Origin of the sequence: Geobacillus sp. WSUCF-018B (assembly GCF_002809985.1) — a bacterium.
Taxonomy (GTDB): Bacteria; Bacillota; Bacilli; order Bacillales; family Anoxybacillaceae; genus Geobacillus; species Geobacillus thermophilus.
This window is the reverse complement of record NZ_PIJF01000001.1, coordinates 1-16390: the sequence shown is the minus strand read 5'-3', so window position 1 is coordinate 16390 and position 16390 is coordinate 1. Positions and strand designations below refer to the sequence as shown.

16 protein-coding genes are annotated in these 16390 nt (G+C 55.9%); 1 reads left to right on the top strand and 15 read right to left on the bottom strand.

Annotated elements, in window-relative coordinates:
* Positions 1-3: 3 nt before the first annotated feature.
* From rsmB to CV944_RS00040, 10 genes are all read right to left on the bottom strand, one after another.
* The gene (rsmB, locus tag CV944_RS00085; RefSeq protein ID WP_100663723.1) at positions 4-1338 is read right to left on the bottom strand and encodes a 16S rRNA (cytosine(967)-C(5))-methyltransferase RsmB; all 1335 of its coding nucleotides are present in this window, start codon (positions 1336-1338) and stop codon (positions 4-6) included.
* Positions 1325-2284, bottom strand: coding sequence for a methionyl-tRNA formyltransferase (gene fmt, locus CV944_RS00080; protein WP_100663742.1), 960 nt, complete (start codon positions 2282-2284; stop codon positions 1325-1327). Before fmt ends, rsmB begins: the two co-directional genes overlap by 14 nt.
* 6 nt (positions 2285-2290) lie before the next feature.
* On the bottom strand, positions 2291-2764 hold the full coding sequence (def, locus tag CV944_RS00075) for a peptide deformylase (protein WP_033016092.1): 474 nt from the start codon (positions 2762-2764) through the stop codon (positions 2291-2293).
* A 17-nt stretch (positions 2765-2781) separates the two neighbouring features.
* Positions 2782-5187: a primosomal protein N' gene (priA, locus tag CV944_RS00070; protein WP_033011200.1), complete on the bottom strand. Its 2406-nt coding sequence runs from the start codon at positions 5185-5187 to the stop codon at positions 2782-2784.
* On the bottom strand, positions 5184-6389 hold the full coding sequence (coaBC, locus tag CV944_RS00065) for a bifunctional phosphopantothenoylcysteine decarboxylase/phosphopantothenate--cysteine ligase CoaBC (protein WP_100663722.1): 1206 nt from the start codon (positions 6387-6389) through the stop codon (positions 5184-5186). The genes priA and coaBC overlap by 4 nt, the downstream gene beginning before the upstream one ends.
* Positions 6390-6438: 49 nt before the next feature.
* Positions 6439-6639: a DNA-directed RNA polymerase subunit omega gene (rpoZ, locus tag CV944_RS00060; RefSeq protein WP_011230668.1), complete on the bottom strand. Its 201-nt coding sequence runs from the start codon at positions 6637-6639 to the stop codon at positions 6439-6441.
* A 2-nt stretch (positions 6640-6641) separates the two neighbouring features.
* Positions 6642-7259 carry a guanylate kinase gene (gene gmk, locus CV944_RS00055; protein ID WP_080706534.1) on the bottom strand — a complete coding sequence of 206 codons (618 nt, stop codon included), beginning with the start codon at positions 7257-7259 and terminating at the stop codon, positions 6642-6644.
* Positions 7260-7270: 11 nt separating this feature from the next.
* Positions 7271-7549 carry an extracellular matrix/biofilm regulator RemA gene (remA, locus tag CV944_RS00050; protein WP_033011206.1) on the bottom strand — a complete coding sequence of 93 codons (279 nt, stop codon included), beginning with the start codon at positions 7547-7549 and terminating at the stop codon, positions 7271-7273.
* A 39-nt stretch (positions 7550-7588) separates the two neighbouring features.
* Positions 7589-8464: a YicC/YloC family endoribonuclease gene (locus CV944_RS00045; protein ID WP_033016075.1), complete on the bottom strand. Its 876-nt coding sequence runs from the start codon at positions 8462-8464 to the stop codon at positions 7589-7591.
* A gap of 88 nt (positions 8465-8552) precedes the next feature.
* Positions 8553-11225, bottom strand: coding sequence for a calcium-translocating P-type ATPase, SERCA-type (locus CV944_RS00040; RefSeq protein ID WP_100658894.1), 2673 nt, complete (start codon positions 11223-11225; stop codon positions 8553-8555).
* 314 nt (positions 11226-11539) lie between these two features.
* Here CV944_RS00040 and CV944_RS00035 point away from each other — a divergent pair, with 314 nt between their 5' ends.
* Complete coding sequence (locus CV944_RS00035; RefSeq protein ID WP_100658893.1) at positions 11540-13279, top strand: Rqc2 family fibronectin-binding protein; 1740 nt, start codon at positions 11540-11542, stop codon at positions 13277-13279.
* Positions 13280-13484: 205 nt separating this feature from the next.
* On the opposite strand, the gene CV944_RS00030 is transcribed toward CV944_RS00035, so the two are convergent.
* From CV944_RS00030 to pyrE, 5 genes are all read right to left on the bottom strand, one after another.
* Entirely contained in the window at positions 13485-14048 is a 564-nt protein-coding gene (locus CV944_RS00030) for a Uma2 family endonuclease (protein ID WP_013145802.1), read from the bottom strand.
* A 65-nt stretch (positions 14049-14113) separates the two neighbouring features.
* Positions 14114-14482, bottom strand: coding sequence for a type II toxin-antitoxin system VapC family toxin (locus CV944_RS00025; RefSeq protein ID WP_033012322.1), 369 nt, complete (start codon positions 14480-14482; stop codon positions 14114-14116).
* Positions 14469-14711, bottom strand: coding sequence for a hypothetical protein (locus tag CV944_RS00020; protein ID WP_011230660.1), 243 nt, complete (start codon positions 14709-14711; stop codon positions 14469-14471). The genes CV944_RS00025 and CV944_RS00020 overlap by 14 nt, the downstream gene beginning before the upstream one ends.
* A 215-nt stretch (positions 14712-14926) precedes the next feature.
* Positions 14927-15424, bottom strand: coding sequence for an RHS repeat domain-containing protein (locus CV944_RS17545; protein ID WP_190304882.1), 498 nt, complete (start codon positions 15422-15424; stop codon positions 14927-14929).
* Positions 15425-15577: 153 nt separating this feature from the next.
* Complete coding sequence (pyrE, locus tag CV944_RS00010; protein ID WP_100658892.1) at positions 15578-16201, bottom strand: orotate phosphoribosyltransferase; 624 nt, start codon at positions 16199-16201, stop codon at positions 15578-15580.
* Positions 16202-16390: the final 189 nt, after the last annotated feature.

Genomic DNA, 16390 nt, shown 5'->3' with positions numbered 1-16390 from the left:
CCATTACACCTTCTTTCGTAGTAATGCGATAAAAAACCCGTCGGAATCAAAATAATGCGGCAACAGCTGCAGCATTCCGCTTCGCACGCGCGGCCGCACCGGCTCCGGCATCCGCTCGGCAAGGCGGTCGTCGAGGGAAAAATCCGGGTGGTCGGCCAAAAAACGGGCGATCGCGTCTTCGTTTTCTTCGCGCTCGATGGTGCACGTGCTGTAAACAAGCACGCCCCCTTTTTTCAACAGCGGGGCGGCCGCCCGCAAAATGGCTTGCTGAATGTCGACAAGCGCCGCGACATCGTCTTTCCCTTTCGTATACTTGATCTCCGGTTTGCGGCGGATGACGCCGAACCCGGTGCACGGCGCATCGACTAAAATGCGGTCAAACGACTCGGGAGCGAACCGCTCGCCGAGCCGGCGGCTGTCAAGGGCGAGCGCCGTGATATTGTCAAGGCCGAGCCGTTGCGCCTGCTGTTCAATGAGCTTCACTTTATGCTCATGAACATCGACGGCGACCACTTCACCGCGGCCGCCCATCCGCTCGGCGATATGGGTCGTCTTCCCCCCGGGCGCCGCGCAGCAGTCGAGCACCCGCTCGCCGGGGGCCGGATCAAGCGCCCGGGCGACAAGCATCGAGCTTTCATCTTGGATCGTCAGCCAGCCGGCGCGAAACGCTTGCGTATGCGCCAAATTTCCTTTTTCCGCGCGGACGGCCTCCGGCGCGAGGTGGCCGGGAGCGGCCGCCATGCCTTCAGCACGCAGGCGGTCAAGCGCTTCCTCCACCGTCGCCCGCAGCCGGTTGACGCGGGCTGTTGACTGCGGCGGGCGCAAATTCGTCTCGCACATGCGCGCCGTTTCTTCAAAACCGTATTGGCCGATCCAGCGCCGGACAAGCCATTCGGGATGGCTGGTGGCGACGGCGAGCCGTTTTCCGGAGTCGTGAATCGCATCAAGCGAAGGCAGCCCCTCGCGGCCAATGGCGCGCAAAACGCCGTTCACGAGCGAAGCGATGCCGCGATGGCCGCGCCGCTTGGCGATTTCCACCGCTTCAAAGATGGCAGCGCGATCCGGGACGCGGTCCAAATACACCATTTGGTACAGCGTCAGCCGGAGCAGCACCCGCACCCATGGCTCGAGCCGGCGCGCCTTTCGCAAAAACGAAGCTAAATAGTAGTCAAGCGTATCACGCCGCTGCACCGTGCCGTAGACGATCTCCGTCAGCAGCGCCGCATCGCGCCCGTCAAGGCGTCCTTTTTGAATGGCTTCGTTTAATTGCAAATGACTGTACGCTCCTTTTTGTTCAATGGCTAACAGCGTATCTAAAGCAAGTTCACGTACGTTCATTGTCCTCTCCTAGCTTCATGCCGGCCGCAAGCCGGCTGCCGGCGCCGCGCAAAAATTCGCCCGCCGCCATCCGTTTTTTTCCGGCCGGCTGCAATTCGGTGATGCGAATGGCTGTCTCATTGCCGGTGGCCACGACAATGCCGTTTTCCTCGAGCGCCACAATCGTGCCCGGCGGCGCCGCCTCTGGCGCCGGCACTTTTTCTCCCCACCAAACTTTCCAAACGTTCCCGCTGTGCGTCGTATACGCAACCGGCCACGGATGGAAGGCGCGAATATGGTTGTAAATAGCTTCGCCGGGCTGCGTCCAGTCGATCCGCTCTTGCTCGCGGCGGATGTTTGGCGCATACGTCGCTTTCTCCTCATCTTGCGGAACGGGCGTAATGTTTCCTTCCAATAAAAGTGGAAGTGTTTCTGATAATAGTTTAGCCCCGGCGGCGCTCAATTTATCATGCAGCGTGCCGACCGTATCCGTTTCAGCAATCGGCACCTCGACTTGCGCCAACATATCGCCGGCATCCAGCTTCTCGACCATATACATGATCGTGACGCCCGTTTTCGTTTTTCCTTGCCAGATGGCATAATGGATCGGCGCCCCGCCGCGCAGCTCGGGCAGAAGCGAGGCATGGACATTGATGCAGCCGTATTTCGGCGCTTCCAGCAGCGCTTTCGGCAAAATTTGCCCGAACGCCGCCGTCACAATCAAATCAGGCGCAAACGCCAACACTTGTTCGTATTGCTCCGGCTCGCGAATTTTTGTCGGCTGCAGCACCGGGATGCCGTGGCGCTCCGCTTCCACTTTCACCGGGGGTGGCACGAGCTGGCGCTTCCGCCCTTTCGGCTTATCCGGCTGGGTGACAACCGCCGAAACATGATAGCCGTCGTCAAGAAGCTGCCGCAAAATCGGCACCGCAAAATCAGGCGTTCCCATAAACACAATGTTCGTCATCGGCATCTATCCTTCCAATTCCTCAAGATCACAGTAACGGATCACTTTTGATGTAAACAGCACACCGTGCAAATGGTCGATTTCATGCTGCAACGCGCGCGCCAAAAAACCGGCGGCCGAAAGCGTAAACGAACGGCCGCGCCGGTTTTGCGCCCGCACGTTCACAAATTTCGCGCGCGGCACTTCGCCAAACAGGCCGGGAAAGCTCAAACAGCCTTCCACATCGACCTCTTCGCCGCGCGCCTCGAGGATAACTGGGTTGATGAGCTCAATCCGGCCGTGTTCATCGCCGACGTCAATGACGGCGATCTGCTTGGCGATGCCGACTTGCGGGGCGGCCAAGCCGACCCCGTCAGCGGCAAGCATCGTATCGTACATGTCGTCAAGCAGCCGGGCAAGCTCGCGGTCAAACGTTGTCACCGGGGCGCACGGCTGCTCCAAAATCGGGGCGGGATATGTGACAATCGGCAATATTGGCAACGTCATTTCCTCCATTTTCACATCATCATATACGGGTTCGTATCGACGGTGATGGCCGCTCCGCCATGGGCGGCATCGGCTTGGTAGCGGTCGATGACCGCTTTGAGCGCCGCCGTTACATTCGGTTCCCGTTTGTATTTTATCATGCACTGGTAACGATATCTATCGTGAAGGCGGGCGATCGGCGAGGCGACCGGACCGAGAACGACCGCCTCGTTTGACAGCTGTTTGCGCATGTAGGCGGCGATTTTTTCCGCCGTCTTGGCGGCAGCCGGCGCTTCCTGGTGGGCGACCGTGATGAGCGTCAAGTAGTAGTACGGCGGATAACCGTGCGCTTTGCGCAGCATCATCTCCCGCCGATAAAAGGCGCGATAGTCATGGCGGGCGGCAAGCTCGATGCTGTAATGGTCGGGCGTGTACGTCTGAATGACGACTTCACCCGGCAGCTCATGCCGTCCGGCGCGCCCGCTCACTTGTGTCAGCAGCTGAAACGTTTTTTCCGCGGCGCGGAAATCGGGCAAATGCAGCATCGTGTCAGCCGCCAGCACGCCGACGAGCGTGACGTTTGGAAAATCGAGCCCTTTGGCAATCATTTGCGTGCCGAGCAAAATATCGGCTTCCTTGGCGGCAAAACGGGAAAGCAGCTCTTCATGCGCCCCTTTGCGGCCGGTCGTGTCGACATCCATGCGGATGACGCGCGCTTTCGGCAGCAACCTCGTCAGTTCTTCTTCCACTTTTTGCGTGCCAGTGCCAAAAAAGCGGATGTGTTCGCTTCCGCACGACGGACAGCGGGGGGCAAGCGGCTCTTCATGCCCGCAATAATGGCATTTCATCCGCTCGCCGGCGCGATGGTACGTAAGCGAGATGTCGCAATGCGGACAACGGATGACGTAGCCGCAGCCGCGGCACATGACAAACGTTGAATAGCCGCGCCGGTTTAAAAACAGCACCGCCTGCTCGCCGCGTTCGAGCCGAGCACGCAACCCGTCAAGCAGCCGGCGTGAAAACATGGAGCGGTTGCCGCTGCGCAGTTCCTCGCGCATATCGACGACATGGACCGACGGCAAACCTTGGCGGCTGACGCGCTCCGGCAGCTCAAGCAGCTCGTACACCCCTTTGGCGGCGCGGGCGAACGTCTCAAGCGAGGGGGTGGCGCTGCCAAGCACGACCGGGCAGCTGTGGCGGCGGGCGCGGTAAATGGCGACATCGCGCGCGTGGTAGCGCGGCATTTCTTCTTGCTTATAGCTCGTCTCATGTTCTTCGTCGATGATGATCATCCCTAAGTTTTCAAACGGGGCAAACACGGCTGAGCGCGCACCGACGACAAGCTGCACTTCTTTCCGGTGAATTTTCCGCCATTCGTCGTATTTTTCCCCGATGGACAGCCCGCTGTGGAGCACTGCCACCTTCGGACCGAACCGCCCCTTAAACCGCTCGACCATTTGCGGCGTCAGTGAAATTTCCGGGACAAGGACGATCGCCTCTTTCCCTTGGCGCAGCACTTCGTCGATCGCCTGCATGTACACTTCCGTCTTCCCGCTCCCGGTGACGCCGTAAAGCAAAAACGTGCGGTGCTCTCCGGCGCGCACCGAAGCGGCGATTTTCGCCAACGCCGCTTCTTGTGCCGGAGTGAGCGCCGGCGGCTCACTCGGCTGAAACGTGCGATGTTCGTACGGGTCGCGGTACACCTCGACATCGTTCAGCACCACCAATCCTTTGTCGACGAGCGCTTTCAGCGGCGCTGAGGAAACGCCAAGCGCCGCTTGCAGCTCGGCAACCGGCACCGCTTCCCCTTTTTCAAGCAAAAACGAAAGCACGTCCTTTTGCCTTGAAGGCAGCGCCGCCAGCGCGTCGTTTGCCTGTTTGTCCGGAACGGCCAAACGCGCATGCTTCACCGTTTTCTTGCCTGCTTTTTCTTTCACTTCGTAAACGGCTTCAAGCACACCTTGTTGCACCGCTTTTTGCGCCGCCCGCCATAAGCTGGCGGCTTCAATGTCTTTCCAAGCCACTTCCATTTGATGGACAAACAGCGGCTTTAGGTCGTCCGGCAATGCTTCCCGATTTCGTTCATCCGTCAAGCGGAGCGTTTTTTCATATTTCGCCCGCATCGCCGCCGGCAGCATCGCCTGGTACGCCGAGATGGCGAAACAGAGCGTCGTTTCCGTTAAATAGCGGCCAAGATCCAGCAGCTCTTCGTTTAACACCGGCACGACATCAAGCACATGCTCAATCGGTTTCAGCTGCTTGATGTCGGAATGGTCTTTCACCTCGACGACAAACCCTTGCAAGCGCCGCGCCCCAAACGGCACCGTCACCCGCATGCCCGGCTGGATGACGCCTTGCCAGCGCTCCGGGATCGCATAATCGAACGGGCGGTCCGTCTGCCGGGACGGAACATCGACAATCACGGAGGCGACTTTCATCGAATCCCCTCGATATAGGCGTGTATTTCTTTTAAAATTTCCTCGGCCGCCTCGCGTTTTGTCATGAGCGGCAGCGGCCGAACGACGCCGTCGCGGCGGAAGATGGTGACGATGTTCGTATCGCCGGCAAACCCTGCGCCTTCTTCGGTGACATTGTTGGCGACGACCATATCGAGCCGCTTTTCTTCCAGTTTTTTTAACGCATACTGCTCAAGGTTGTCCGTCTCAGCGGCAAATCCAACCAAAATCTGCCCCGTTTTCCGCTCGCCAAGCGCCTTCAAAATATCGACCGTCCGCTCCATCTCGACGACATAACCGCCCGGCTGCTTTTTAATTTTGGAAGCTGCGACATATTTCGGCCGATAATCGGCGACCGCCGCCGCTTTGATCACGATGTCCGTTTCCGCAAAGCGAGACAAAACCGCTTCATACATTTCTTCCGCCGATTCAACCGCCACCGTCTCGACGCCATCGGGCGATGGGAGCGCCGTCGGTCCGGAGACGAGCGTCACCGAAGCGCCGAAGCGGGCCGCCGCTTCGGCGATGGCGTAGCCCATTTTGCCGCTCGAATAGTTGGAGAAATAGCGGACTGGATCAAGCCTCTCCCGCGTCGGCCCAGCGGTGACAAGCACACGCTTCCCGCGAAACAGCGGCGGATCACCGGCAAAAAAGCGCTCGATATGGGCGATGATGTTCTCCGGCTCCTCCAGCCGCCCTTTGCCGATGTAGCCGCACGCCAAATAGCCTTCCGACGGCTCGATGAACCGGTAGCCGAACTCACAGAGCCGCGCCATGTTCGCCCGAACGGCCGGATGCTCGTACATATGAACGTTCATCGCCGGAGCGATCCAGACGGGCGCTTTCGTCGCCAAAATCGTCGTCGTCACCATATTATCGGCGATGCCGGCGGCCAGCTTCGCCATCGTATTGGCCGTCGCCGGCGCAACGAGGACGAGATCCGCCCAGTCCGCCAAATCGATATGGGCGATGACGGCCGGGTTGTTTTCGGCAAATGTATCGACATACACTTCCTGGCGCGACAATGCTTGAAACGTGAGCGGTGTAATGAACTGGCACGCCCCTTCTGTCATGATCACTTTTACTTCTGCGCCGCGCTGGACGAGCTGGCTGGTGAGCACCGCCGCCTTGTACGCCGCCACCCCCCCGGTCACACAAAGCAAAATATGTTTTCCCTTGATCATGTTGGCCACCCCCCGACATTGAAAAAAATAACAACCTAAAGCTAGGTTGTTATTTTTCCTCTTCCACTAATTCGACCTTGTCACCGGCAATTTCCTCGAGCGCCTGGCCGACAAATTTTTTCGACACCGGCTTTTTCACCATCAGCTCCGCACCGTCCTGCAACTCGCGTGCCCGTTTGGCCACCACCGTGACAAGCTTATACTTGGAGTCCACTTTTTGCATCAGCAAATCGATGGAAGGATACAGCATCGTCATTCCACCCCCAACATCCGTTTATATCGCTCGGCGACGCGTTCGCGCCGGCAATGCTCAGCCGTGACAATCGCCTTGATCCGCTCGCAGGCGAGCTCGACTTCATCATTTTCCACGACATAGTCGTACGCATCCATCATTTCAAGCTCCTCTTTCGCCGCCCGCAGCCGATTTTCAATCAGCTCTTTCGACTCGGTGCCGCGTCCGATGATCCGCTTTTCAAGCTCCGTGAGACTTGGCGGGGCCAAGAAAATGAAGAGCGCCTCTGGAAACGCCCGCCGCACTTTCATCGCTCCTTGCACTTCGATTTCCAAAAACACGTCTTTTCCCTCGGCGAGCGTTTTTTCCACATAATCAATCGGCGTCCCATAATAGTTGCCGACATACTCGGCCCATTCGAGCAGCTTGTTTTCCCGAATCATTTGTTCAAACTGCTCGCGCGTCCGAAAGAAATAGTCGACGCCTTCCACTTCGCCTTCGCGCGGCTTGCGTGTTGTGACCGACACCGAATAATGAAGTTTGATGTCCGGGCGCGAAAACAGCGCTTTGCGCACCGTCCCTTTGCCAACGCCGGACGGCCCTGACATGACGATTAACAATCCACGTTCGCTTTTCAACGTTGAAAACCCTACCCTTCCTCGGAGAAATCATCGCTTCCGTACAAGCGGTTCGCCACCGTTTCCGGCTGTACGGACGATAAAATGACGTGATCGCTGTCGGTGATGATGACCGCGCGCGTTCTTCGGCCGTGCGTCGCGTCAACGAGCTTGCCGCTTTCGCGCGCATCTTGGATGATCCGTTTAATCGGCGCCGAATCAGGGTTGACAATCGTAATGATGCGGGTGGCCGACACCATATTTCCATACCCAATGTTAATAAATCTCATCATGACGCGCCCACCTGCCATATGTCATAGTTTTGCCGCCGGCAAGCCGCCTTAAACGGTTTATTCCACGTTTTGCACCTGCTCGCGCATTTTCTCAAGCACGCTTTTCATCTCAACGACTTGCGCGGCGATCAAGCTGTCGTTCGCCTTGGCGCCGATCGTGTTCACTTCGCGGTTCAGCTCTTGCACCAAAAAGTCAAGCTTCCTCCCGATCGGTTCGTCCGCCTCAAGGACGTCCGTCATTTGCGCCAAATGGCTGCGGATGCGTTTCAATTCCTCATGAATGTCCGCCTTTTCCGCAAACACCGCCACTTCTGTGAGCAGCCGCGCTTCATCAACCGGAGAAGGCGCCCATTCGCGCAGGCGGCGCGCAAGCCGCTCGCGGTATTGCTCGACTACAAGCGGCGCCCGCTGCTCAATGACTTCCACCCCGGCTTCGACTTCATGAAGGCGGGCGCGCAAATCCGCGGCCAGCGCCTCCCCTTCGCGCCGGCGCATGGCCACAAGTTCCTTTGCCGCTTCATCGACAGCGGCCAAAAGCAGCGGCTCGACCTGCTCGTTCGCTCCTTCCTCTTCCACCACTTCGACGGCCCCATCAAGCCGAAGCAGCTCGGCCGCCGTCACGCTGCCGTCAATGGCAAATCGCTTTGCGGCTTCCTGCACTCCGGCCCAATACTGGCCAAGCAAATCCCAATCGATATGTACGCTCCGTTTCACAAGCCCTTCTCCGGCGATCGTGACGAACACTTCCACTTTTCCGCGTCGCACGTACGGTGAAATTGCTTTTTTTATTTTATCCTCAAACACGAGCCATTGTCTAGGGAGGCGAATGGAAATTTCACAAAACCGGTGGTTGACCGATTTCATTTCCACCGCCACCGTCAAGCGGTCCGTTTTTTTCGTGCTCGCGCCAAAACCAGTCATGCTGTAAACCATGCCATCACATCCGTTGCGTCGTTGATGAAAAAGAAAAGGTCATAGAGCGTTCCTCTATCACCTTTTTTATTATAACATATCCATCCTTTTATTTTCTCGTAAAAAGCGAGCCGGCAAACAAAAAGGTCGGCAAGGCGGACAAACCGATGATGAGCAGCCAATCGACGGCCGCAAGCGGCTTCGTATGGAACACGGCAGCCAGCGGCGGGTAGTAGATCACGACCAGCAGCAACAGCAGCGACACGATCACCGCTGCAACGAGATACATGTTGCCGAACGGACTGCGGTCAAAAACCGAACGATCGCAGCGGCAGTCGAACACATGGATCAATTGGGCCAACACAAGCGTCGCAAACGCCGCCGTCTGAGCGTAAACGAGATCCGCGCCGCTCCGTTCATAGGCGGTCAGAAACGCAGCCAGCGTAACAACGCCGATCAAAAAGCCGCGGCTTACGATTTTCCAGCCGAGCCCGCGGGCGAACACCCCTTCATCCGGACGGCGCGGCGGCCGCTTCATGACATTTTCCTCCGGACGGTCGAGCCCAAGCGCCATGGCTGGCAACCCATCGGTCACGAGATTCACCCATAAAATTTGAATCGGCACGAGCGGCAGCGGAAGCGAAAGTAGCATCGCAAACAACATGACGAGAATTTCCCCGACGTTCGAGGCAAGCAAGTAGCGGATAAACTTGCGAATGTTTTCGTAAATGTTGCGCCCTTCTTCAATCGCGGCCTCAATCGTCGCAAAGTTGTCATCAAGCAGCACGAGCGACGCCGCCTCTTTCGCCACTTCCGTCCCCGACCGGCCCATCGCGACGCCGATATCCGCCGCTTTCAACGCCGGCGCGTCGTTCACCCCGTCGCCGGTCATGGCGACAATATGACCGCGGCGCTTAAAGGCGTTGACAATTTTCAGCTTATGCTCCGGGGAGACGCGGGCAAACACGTAAATATTATCGACCTCGCGTTCGAGCTCGTCGACCGACAGGCGCGATAACGTCGCCCCGTCCATCACTTTTCCGCCGGGCGGGAGCACGCCAAGCTGTTTGGCGATGGCCGTTGCGGTCAACACATGATCCCCGGTGATCATCACCGTTTTCATCCCCGCCTCTTTGCATCGCGCCACCGCCTGCTTCACCTCCGGCCGCGGCGGATCGATCATGCCGGCGACGCCGAGAAACCGAAGCTTCGTCTCCGCCTCCTTCTCCGATCCGATCCGCTCCGTTTCCGCAAGCGGCCGATACGCAATGGCAATCGTGCGCAAGGCGGAAGACGCCATCTGGCGAATCGCCTTCTCAATCGTCTCTTTCCACGCCGGGGTCAGCGCCTGCTCGCGCCCGTTCCATTCCAGGCGGTCCGCCCGCTCAAGCAGCACATCGGGCGCCCCTTTCGTCACAACGAACCGCCGCCCGTTCCGGTCGCGAATGATGACCGTCATCATTTTCCGCTCGGAATCAAACGGAAACTCCTGTTCGATCGTGTACTCACGCAAAAGCATTCCTTTCGCCAATCCAGCTTTGGCCGCCGCGACCAGCAGCGCTCCTTCCGTCGGATCGCCGTCGACGTAACGCCGGCCGTTTTCCTCTTTCAACTCCGAACCGTTGCAAAGCACCCCCATTGTCAACAGGCGAGCGAGCTGGGGAACGCGGTTCGGATCAACCGTCCGGCCGCGTTCAGAAAACTCGCCATCCGTTTCAAGACCAACGCCGCTTACCGCAAATGTCCGCCCGCCTGCCCATACTTGCGTGACGGTCATCATGTTTTCCGTCATCGTCCCCGTTTTGTCGGAACAAATGACCGAAGCGCAGCCGAGCGTTTCCACCGCCGGAAGCTTGCGGACGATGGCGTTTCGTTTGATCATCCGCTGCACGCCAAGCGCCAAGACGACCGTCACAATGGCCGGCAACCCCTCCGGAATGGCGGCGACCGCGAGCGACACACCAGCCAAAAACATTTCATACAGGTCGTGCCCTTGAATGACACCTACGGCCACGACCGCTGCCGTCAGCGCCAAGGCGACGACAAGCAAAATTTTCCCAAGCTGCTCGAGCCGGCGCTGGAGCGGGGTTGCCCCCGCATCCGCCTCTTCGAGCATCGTTGCGATTTGTCCCATCGCTGTTTTCATCCCAGTGGCGATGACAATCCCGACCCCATTCCCTCTTGTCACGAGCGTCCCCATAAACGCCATATTGTGCAAATCGCCCAACGACGCCTGTTCTGTATGAAGCGGGGCGGCGGATTTGGCCACCGGCACTGATTCGCCCGTCAGCGCCGACTCCTCGATTTCCAGGCCGGCCGCCTCAATCAAGCGGATGTCGGCCCCGACCCGGTCGCCGCTTGCAAGTCTCACCACATCGCCGACAACAAGCTCGCGCGTGGGGACTTTCACCCACTCCCCGCCGCGCAACACAACCGCTTGTGGAGCGGACAACCGTTTTAAGGCGGCAAGCGACTTTTCCGCCCGCCGCTCCTGGATAAACCCCAGGATGGCGTTCATGATCACGATGACGACAATCGCCACCGCATCCACATACTCGCCTAAAAACGCGGAAATCACCGTCGCCAAAAGCAACACAAGCACCATAAAATCTTGAAACTGGCGAAAAAAGACAACGATGGCCGACTCCTTCTTCCCTTCCGCCAGCTCGTTGTACCCGAACTGCCGCAGCCGTTTTTCCGCCTCCGCCGCAGTAAGCCCGGTCTTGACATTCGTCTTCGTCTCGTGCGCGACATCGCTTGCCGCGAGCGTATGCCATTGCATCTGTCTCCCTCCGTCCTTCCATTTTTTCGCACGCCGTTCCCGCTTCTCTATGCTTATTCATACATGTCCCAAAAAATGATAGTCCCCGCCATGATGTTTAGCGACACAAACATAAGGAGTCGTGGGGCCCTTTGCCACGCCATCTCCCCCATAAGGGAAAAAATCGTGTCAAAAAAGCGGGCCTCCCCATTTTATGCAACATGTTCGTCGGGCATCTTCGTCCGTCTTCAGGTAATATTCAAAGAAATGTTCAAAACGGCGGGTCGTATGGTAAGATCGAAATAGCAAACAAACGAAATAGAAAGGTGTTTTCCATGTCCTTTGACGGAGTGTTTACGTACGCCATTGTCGGTGAACTCGAAGAGGCGCTTGCGGGCGGGCGGATCACGAAAATCCACCAGCCGTCGGCGTATGAGATCGTGCTGCTTGTGCGCGCCCGGGGCCATAACCATAAAGTGATGCTGTCGGCGCATCCGACGTACGCCCGCGTCCATTTGACAAACGAAACGTACAACAACCCATCCGAGCCGCCGATGTTTTGCATGCGGCTGCGCAAACAGTTGGAAGGAAGCGTCATCGAAGCGGTCCGCCAAGTCGATTTTGACCGCATCATCGTCATGGACACAAAAGGCCGCGACGAACTCGGCGACGTGCAGACAAAGCGGCTCATCATTGAAGTGATGGGCCGCCATAGCAACATCATCCTCGTTGATGCATCGACCGACACGATCATCGACAGCTTGAAACATTTGCCGCCGTCGGTCAACCGCTACCGGACGGTGCTTCCCGGGCATCCGTACGTCGCCCCACCGACGCACGGCAAGCTGAACCCGCTTGAAGCGACGGAAGAAACGGTGCTGAAAAAAATCGACTTTCACGCCGGCAAGCTCGCCCATCAGCTCGTTTCCACCTTCAGCGGCATTTCGCCGCTATTTGCCAATGAGGCGGTGTTCCGCGCTGGACTCGCCAACCGGACGACGCTGCCAAAAAGCTTTCTTTCGCTCATCGATGACGTCCGGCACCGCCGCTTTGCCCCGATGATGTACACGAACGGGGAAAAAGAATGGTTTTACGTGTTGCCGCTTACGCACATAAAAACCGAAGGCCAACCGTTTGCGAGTGCAAGCGAGCTATTGGACCGCTTTTATTTCGGCAAGGCCGAGCGCGACCGCGTCAAGCAGCAAGCGCATGACATCGAGCGTCTCATGGCGAACGAAAAGGCGAAAAACGAGAAAAAGCTCCTAAAGCTCGAACAGACGCTCGAAGAAGCAAAGAAAGCCGACGTTTATCGACTGTACGGCGAACTGCTCACCGCCCATTTGTACGCCATAAAGCGCGGCATGACGGAAATCGAGGTCGCAAACTACTACGACGAAAACGGAGGCACCATCACCATTCCGCTCGACCCGCAAAAATCGCCGTCCGAGAACGCGCAACAGTACTTTCAAAAATACCAAAAAGCGAAAAACTCGTTCGCCGTCGTACAAGAACAAATCGAGCGGACGAAAGAAGACATCGCCTATTGCGACACGATTTTAAGCCAGCTCGAAACCGCCTCGCCGAAAGATGTCGAGGAAATCCGCGACGAGCTCATTGAACAAGGCTATTTGCGCCCGCGCGCGGCGAAAGGAGCAAAAAAGCGCAAACCAACCGCACCCGAGCTTGACCGCTACGTCGCAAGCGACGGCACGGAAATACTCGTTGGCAAAAACAACAAACAAAACGATTATCTCACAACAAAGCTGGCCCATAAGGACGATGTTTGGCTGCATGTGAAAAACATTCCCGGCTCGCACGTCGTCATCCGGAGCAAGCAGCCGTCTGACGAGACGCTCTTGGAAGCGGCGAATCTTGCCGCCTACTTCAGCAAAGCGCGCCATTCCGGCTCCGTGCCTGTCGACTACACGCGCATCCGCTATGTAAAAAAACCGAGCGGCGCCAAGCCGGGATTTGTCATTTACGAAAACGAGCAAACGCTCTACGTCACACCGGATGAAGAACTCGTCCGCACCATGAAACAGAGGCAAAAAGAACAAGCGGCGAAACCATCGTAAACGCGCCCCAATGGCCGCCCAACACGGCATCGGGCGATTTGCGCGAACTCCCGCAAACCGAAACGGTCTAGTGCCGCATAAAAGACAGCGGGCTGTCTGTAAGACCAGCTGCATTGGCCTTACGGACAGCCCGCTTTGCAAACTTGTCGAGTCAACCACAAGCCGCCATCACGAATGCAACTCCATGCACGTCTCGCCATCCGTCTCAACGAAACACATCCTCAAGAGCCACTTCAAGCCCAGGAAAGCATGCCGACTGCACCACACCCGTTCCCGCTTTCACATCCGCCTGCTCATACAGTCCTTCCTCGTTCAGCGTATAGACGGTAATCGCCTCTTTCATCGGATTGACGATCCAATACTCTTTCACACCGTACGCCATATACAAATTGAATTTGGTCACTAAATCGTGCGCCTGGTTGGAAGGGCTCAAGATCTCAACGATAAGAGTAGGCACGCCGACATACTTCGTTTCCGTAAACCCTTTTGAATCGCAAATAACGCTTAAATCCGGAATGACGACTTTGCGATCGGGAAACTTGTCGCTAGCCAGTTCGATATCGGTCGGCGCCGCAAACACGTTGCACGGCTTCCCACGAAAATAAAGGCCCAATTCGGTATGAAGGTTGCTCGAAACAAGCTGATGCTTGATGCTTGGCGACGGAGCCATATACACAGCGCCATCAATATATTCAAGCCACTCATCGCTTTGTTCCCGCAACGCCCAATATTGCTCGTACGACACATTGGAAAACCGAGGCAAGGACATCGGCATCTTCTCCTTTGTCGCTTACATATTCCCCAAAAGAAGAACGCAACAGCCGTAATGGCCGGCTATTCCTCAAGCATCTTATCCAACTTCTTATCAAAAGTATACACTTGATATCCCTTCACTTTGTTATAAGCGTATAAAAGGGTATCGACAAAGTCCAAGCGCCTTTTGCCAAACAGAGCAAGCGCCTCCTCTACGACCTCGATATCATCCACCTCGATATTATCGTATTTGAGCAATTCTAAAAGAATATCGCTGATCTCGTCATTTTTTACGTTGTACACTTTTTCAAGAACATAAACAACTTCAACGATTACTTCTCTTAGCAACAATACTTTGTTATCTTCAATAATCGTTGCGGCTTTGCCCGACAACTCATCATGGTCATTAAGCAGATATCTTAAAATAATATTCGCATCAATGATTTTCATATTGATCCACCACAGCTTTAGACCAAGCATCGCTTTCTCGGGCTTGCAAAGTCTCATTTTTATATTTGGACAGAGCCCCTCTTAGATTCCTTTTTTTTGGCTGTTCCAAATCTTCTTTATCTGCATAAGGAAGAATAATGACTTCCACTTTTCTATTTTTTAATGATTGAGGCAAATCGATGATCTTTTCTAAGTCATTGCTGTTTTTGATTACTCTTACAAAATCCATAACGTTTTCACTCCTTTCAAGGAAGATGGATCCTTTTAAACATATTATACCCGTTCATTGTACATCATGAGATGAAAATTCACTTTATGACAAAAAGATTTCGTCACCATCGAAGGGATGAAAATGCCGCTATGTCGAACTCTGAAACCTTGCACATTTTGAAGTTCGGGTATTTTCAGGATAGAAAAACTTTTTTAACGTCAGATATCCCTTCTTCAATCATACGTGTACTCTTTCTTGTTTCCTTTCTTATCGTACTCGCTTAACAAGTTTCCTACGGCATCATAATTCTTTTTCGCCACATAGCCTTCTTCATCCACTTCTTCCGTGACATCATTTCCGCTGGCATCATACTTGTTTTTCGTCACGACGTTTCCTTCCATTAAACGGATCGCGTCAAACCATACCGTTCCCGTGTAATTGCCGCGGAAGACAGCGGATATATCGATTTTATCAATTGGCTTGGAAGGTTGAATCGAAACGGCGGCACGGTTCCAATCTTGATTGCCAGCAGGGAAATCCGCAGGTGTGAGTAAAATATTTGTAGGTGAAATGGAGAATGCGAATGGTTGCTTGTGATGATGATCGTGACCACTAAGCGAAATGCTGTAAATGATCATTTTATTTGAATGCCAAGCCACCCGTTTTTTCTGTGAACATAACCATCCACGAATGGTTATGTTCATGCTTGGTGGTGAGCGAAACTTGCTCATGTTCAGAAAACCCACGAAATATTGACGACATTAGACGCTGTCGCACTCCGTTTTTCCCCATGGAATGACGCCGATGGCGAGTGAGTCATCTCCCCGCTTCGTCCATGACAAAAGCGCGAACCATCCTTTGGTCCGCGCTCCTCTTTTCCTCTTTTAGCTCCCCCACTCCTCCGGATTCTCCCGCCATTTTCGCAATGTCGCCAGATCGTGTTCGCTGACGGCGCCAAGGCGAACGGCCGTTTCGATGAGGGTGTTGTAGTCCGTAAGCGTGTAGGCAGGCAAATTCTCTGCGGCAAACGCCTGTTTCGCTTTTTCGAGCCCGTATGTGAAAATGGCGGCGACGCCCAGCACCTCGCAGCCCGCCTCTTTCAAGGCGCGGACGGCCGCAAGCGAGCTGCCGCCCGTCGAGATCAAGTCTTCGATAACGACCACGCGCTGGCCCGGTTCGGCTTGGCCTTCAATTTGTTTTCCTTTGCCGTGCGCTTTCGCCTGGCTGCGGACGTAGCACATCGGCAGCTCAAGCCGCTCGCTCACCCAGGCGGCGTGCGGGATGCCGGCGGTCGCTGTGCCGGCGATGAGGTCCGCTTTAGGGAAATGGGTGCGGATGAGTTCGGCGAGGCCGTCGGCGATCGTGCGGCGCACGTCGGGGTAAGCGAGCGTCAGGCGGTTGTCGCAATAAATCGGCGATTTCAAGCCCGAAGACCATGTAAACGGCTCGTTCGGCTGCAGGGCGACTGCCCCGATTTGAAGCAGTTTGGCGGCGATGTCGTGTTTCATCCTATTTCGCGCAGGAGACTCCCACTTCAACGACCAAAGGGAGTAAGTGGGAGAGGAATGCGCGTTCCCCCCTTTCTTTTGTGTATGATCGAATAAAGGCGTGGAGAAAACCGTTCAATAAAGGCACTCCAATCACGGCTACTCGATGTATGGAGTTGGTTACAGGAAACGTTGTAACCGTAAAACATC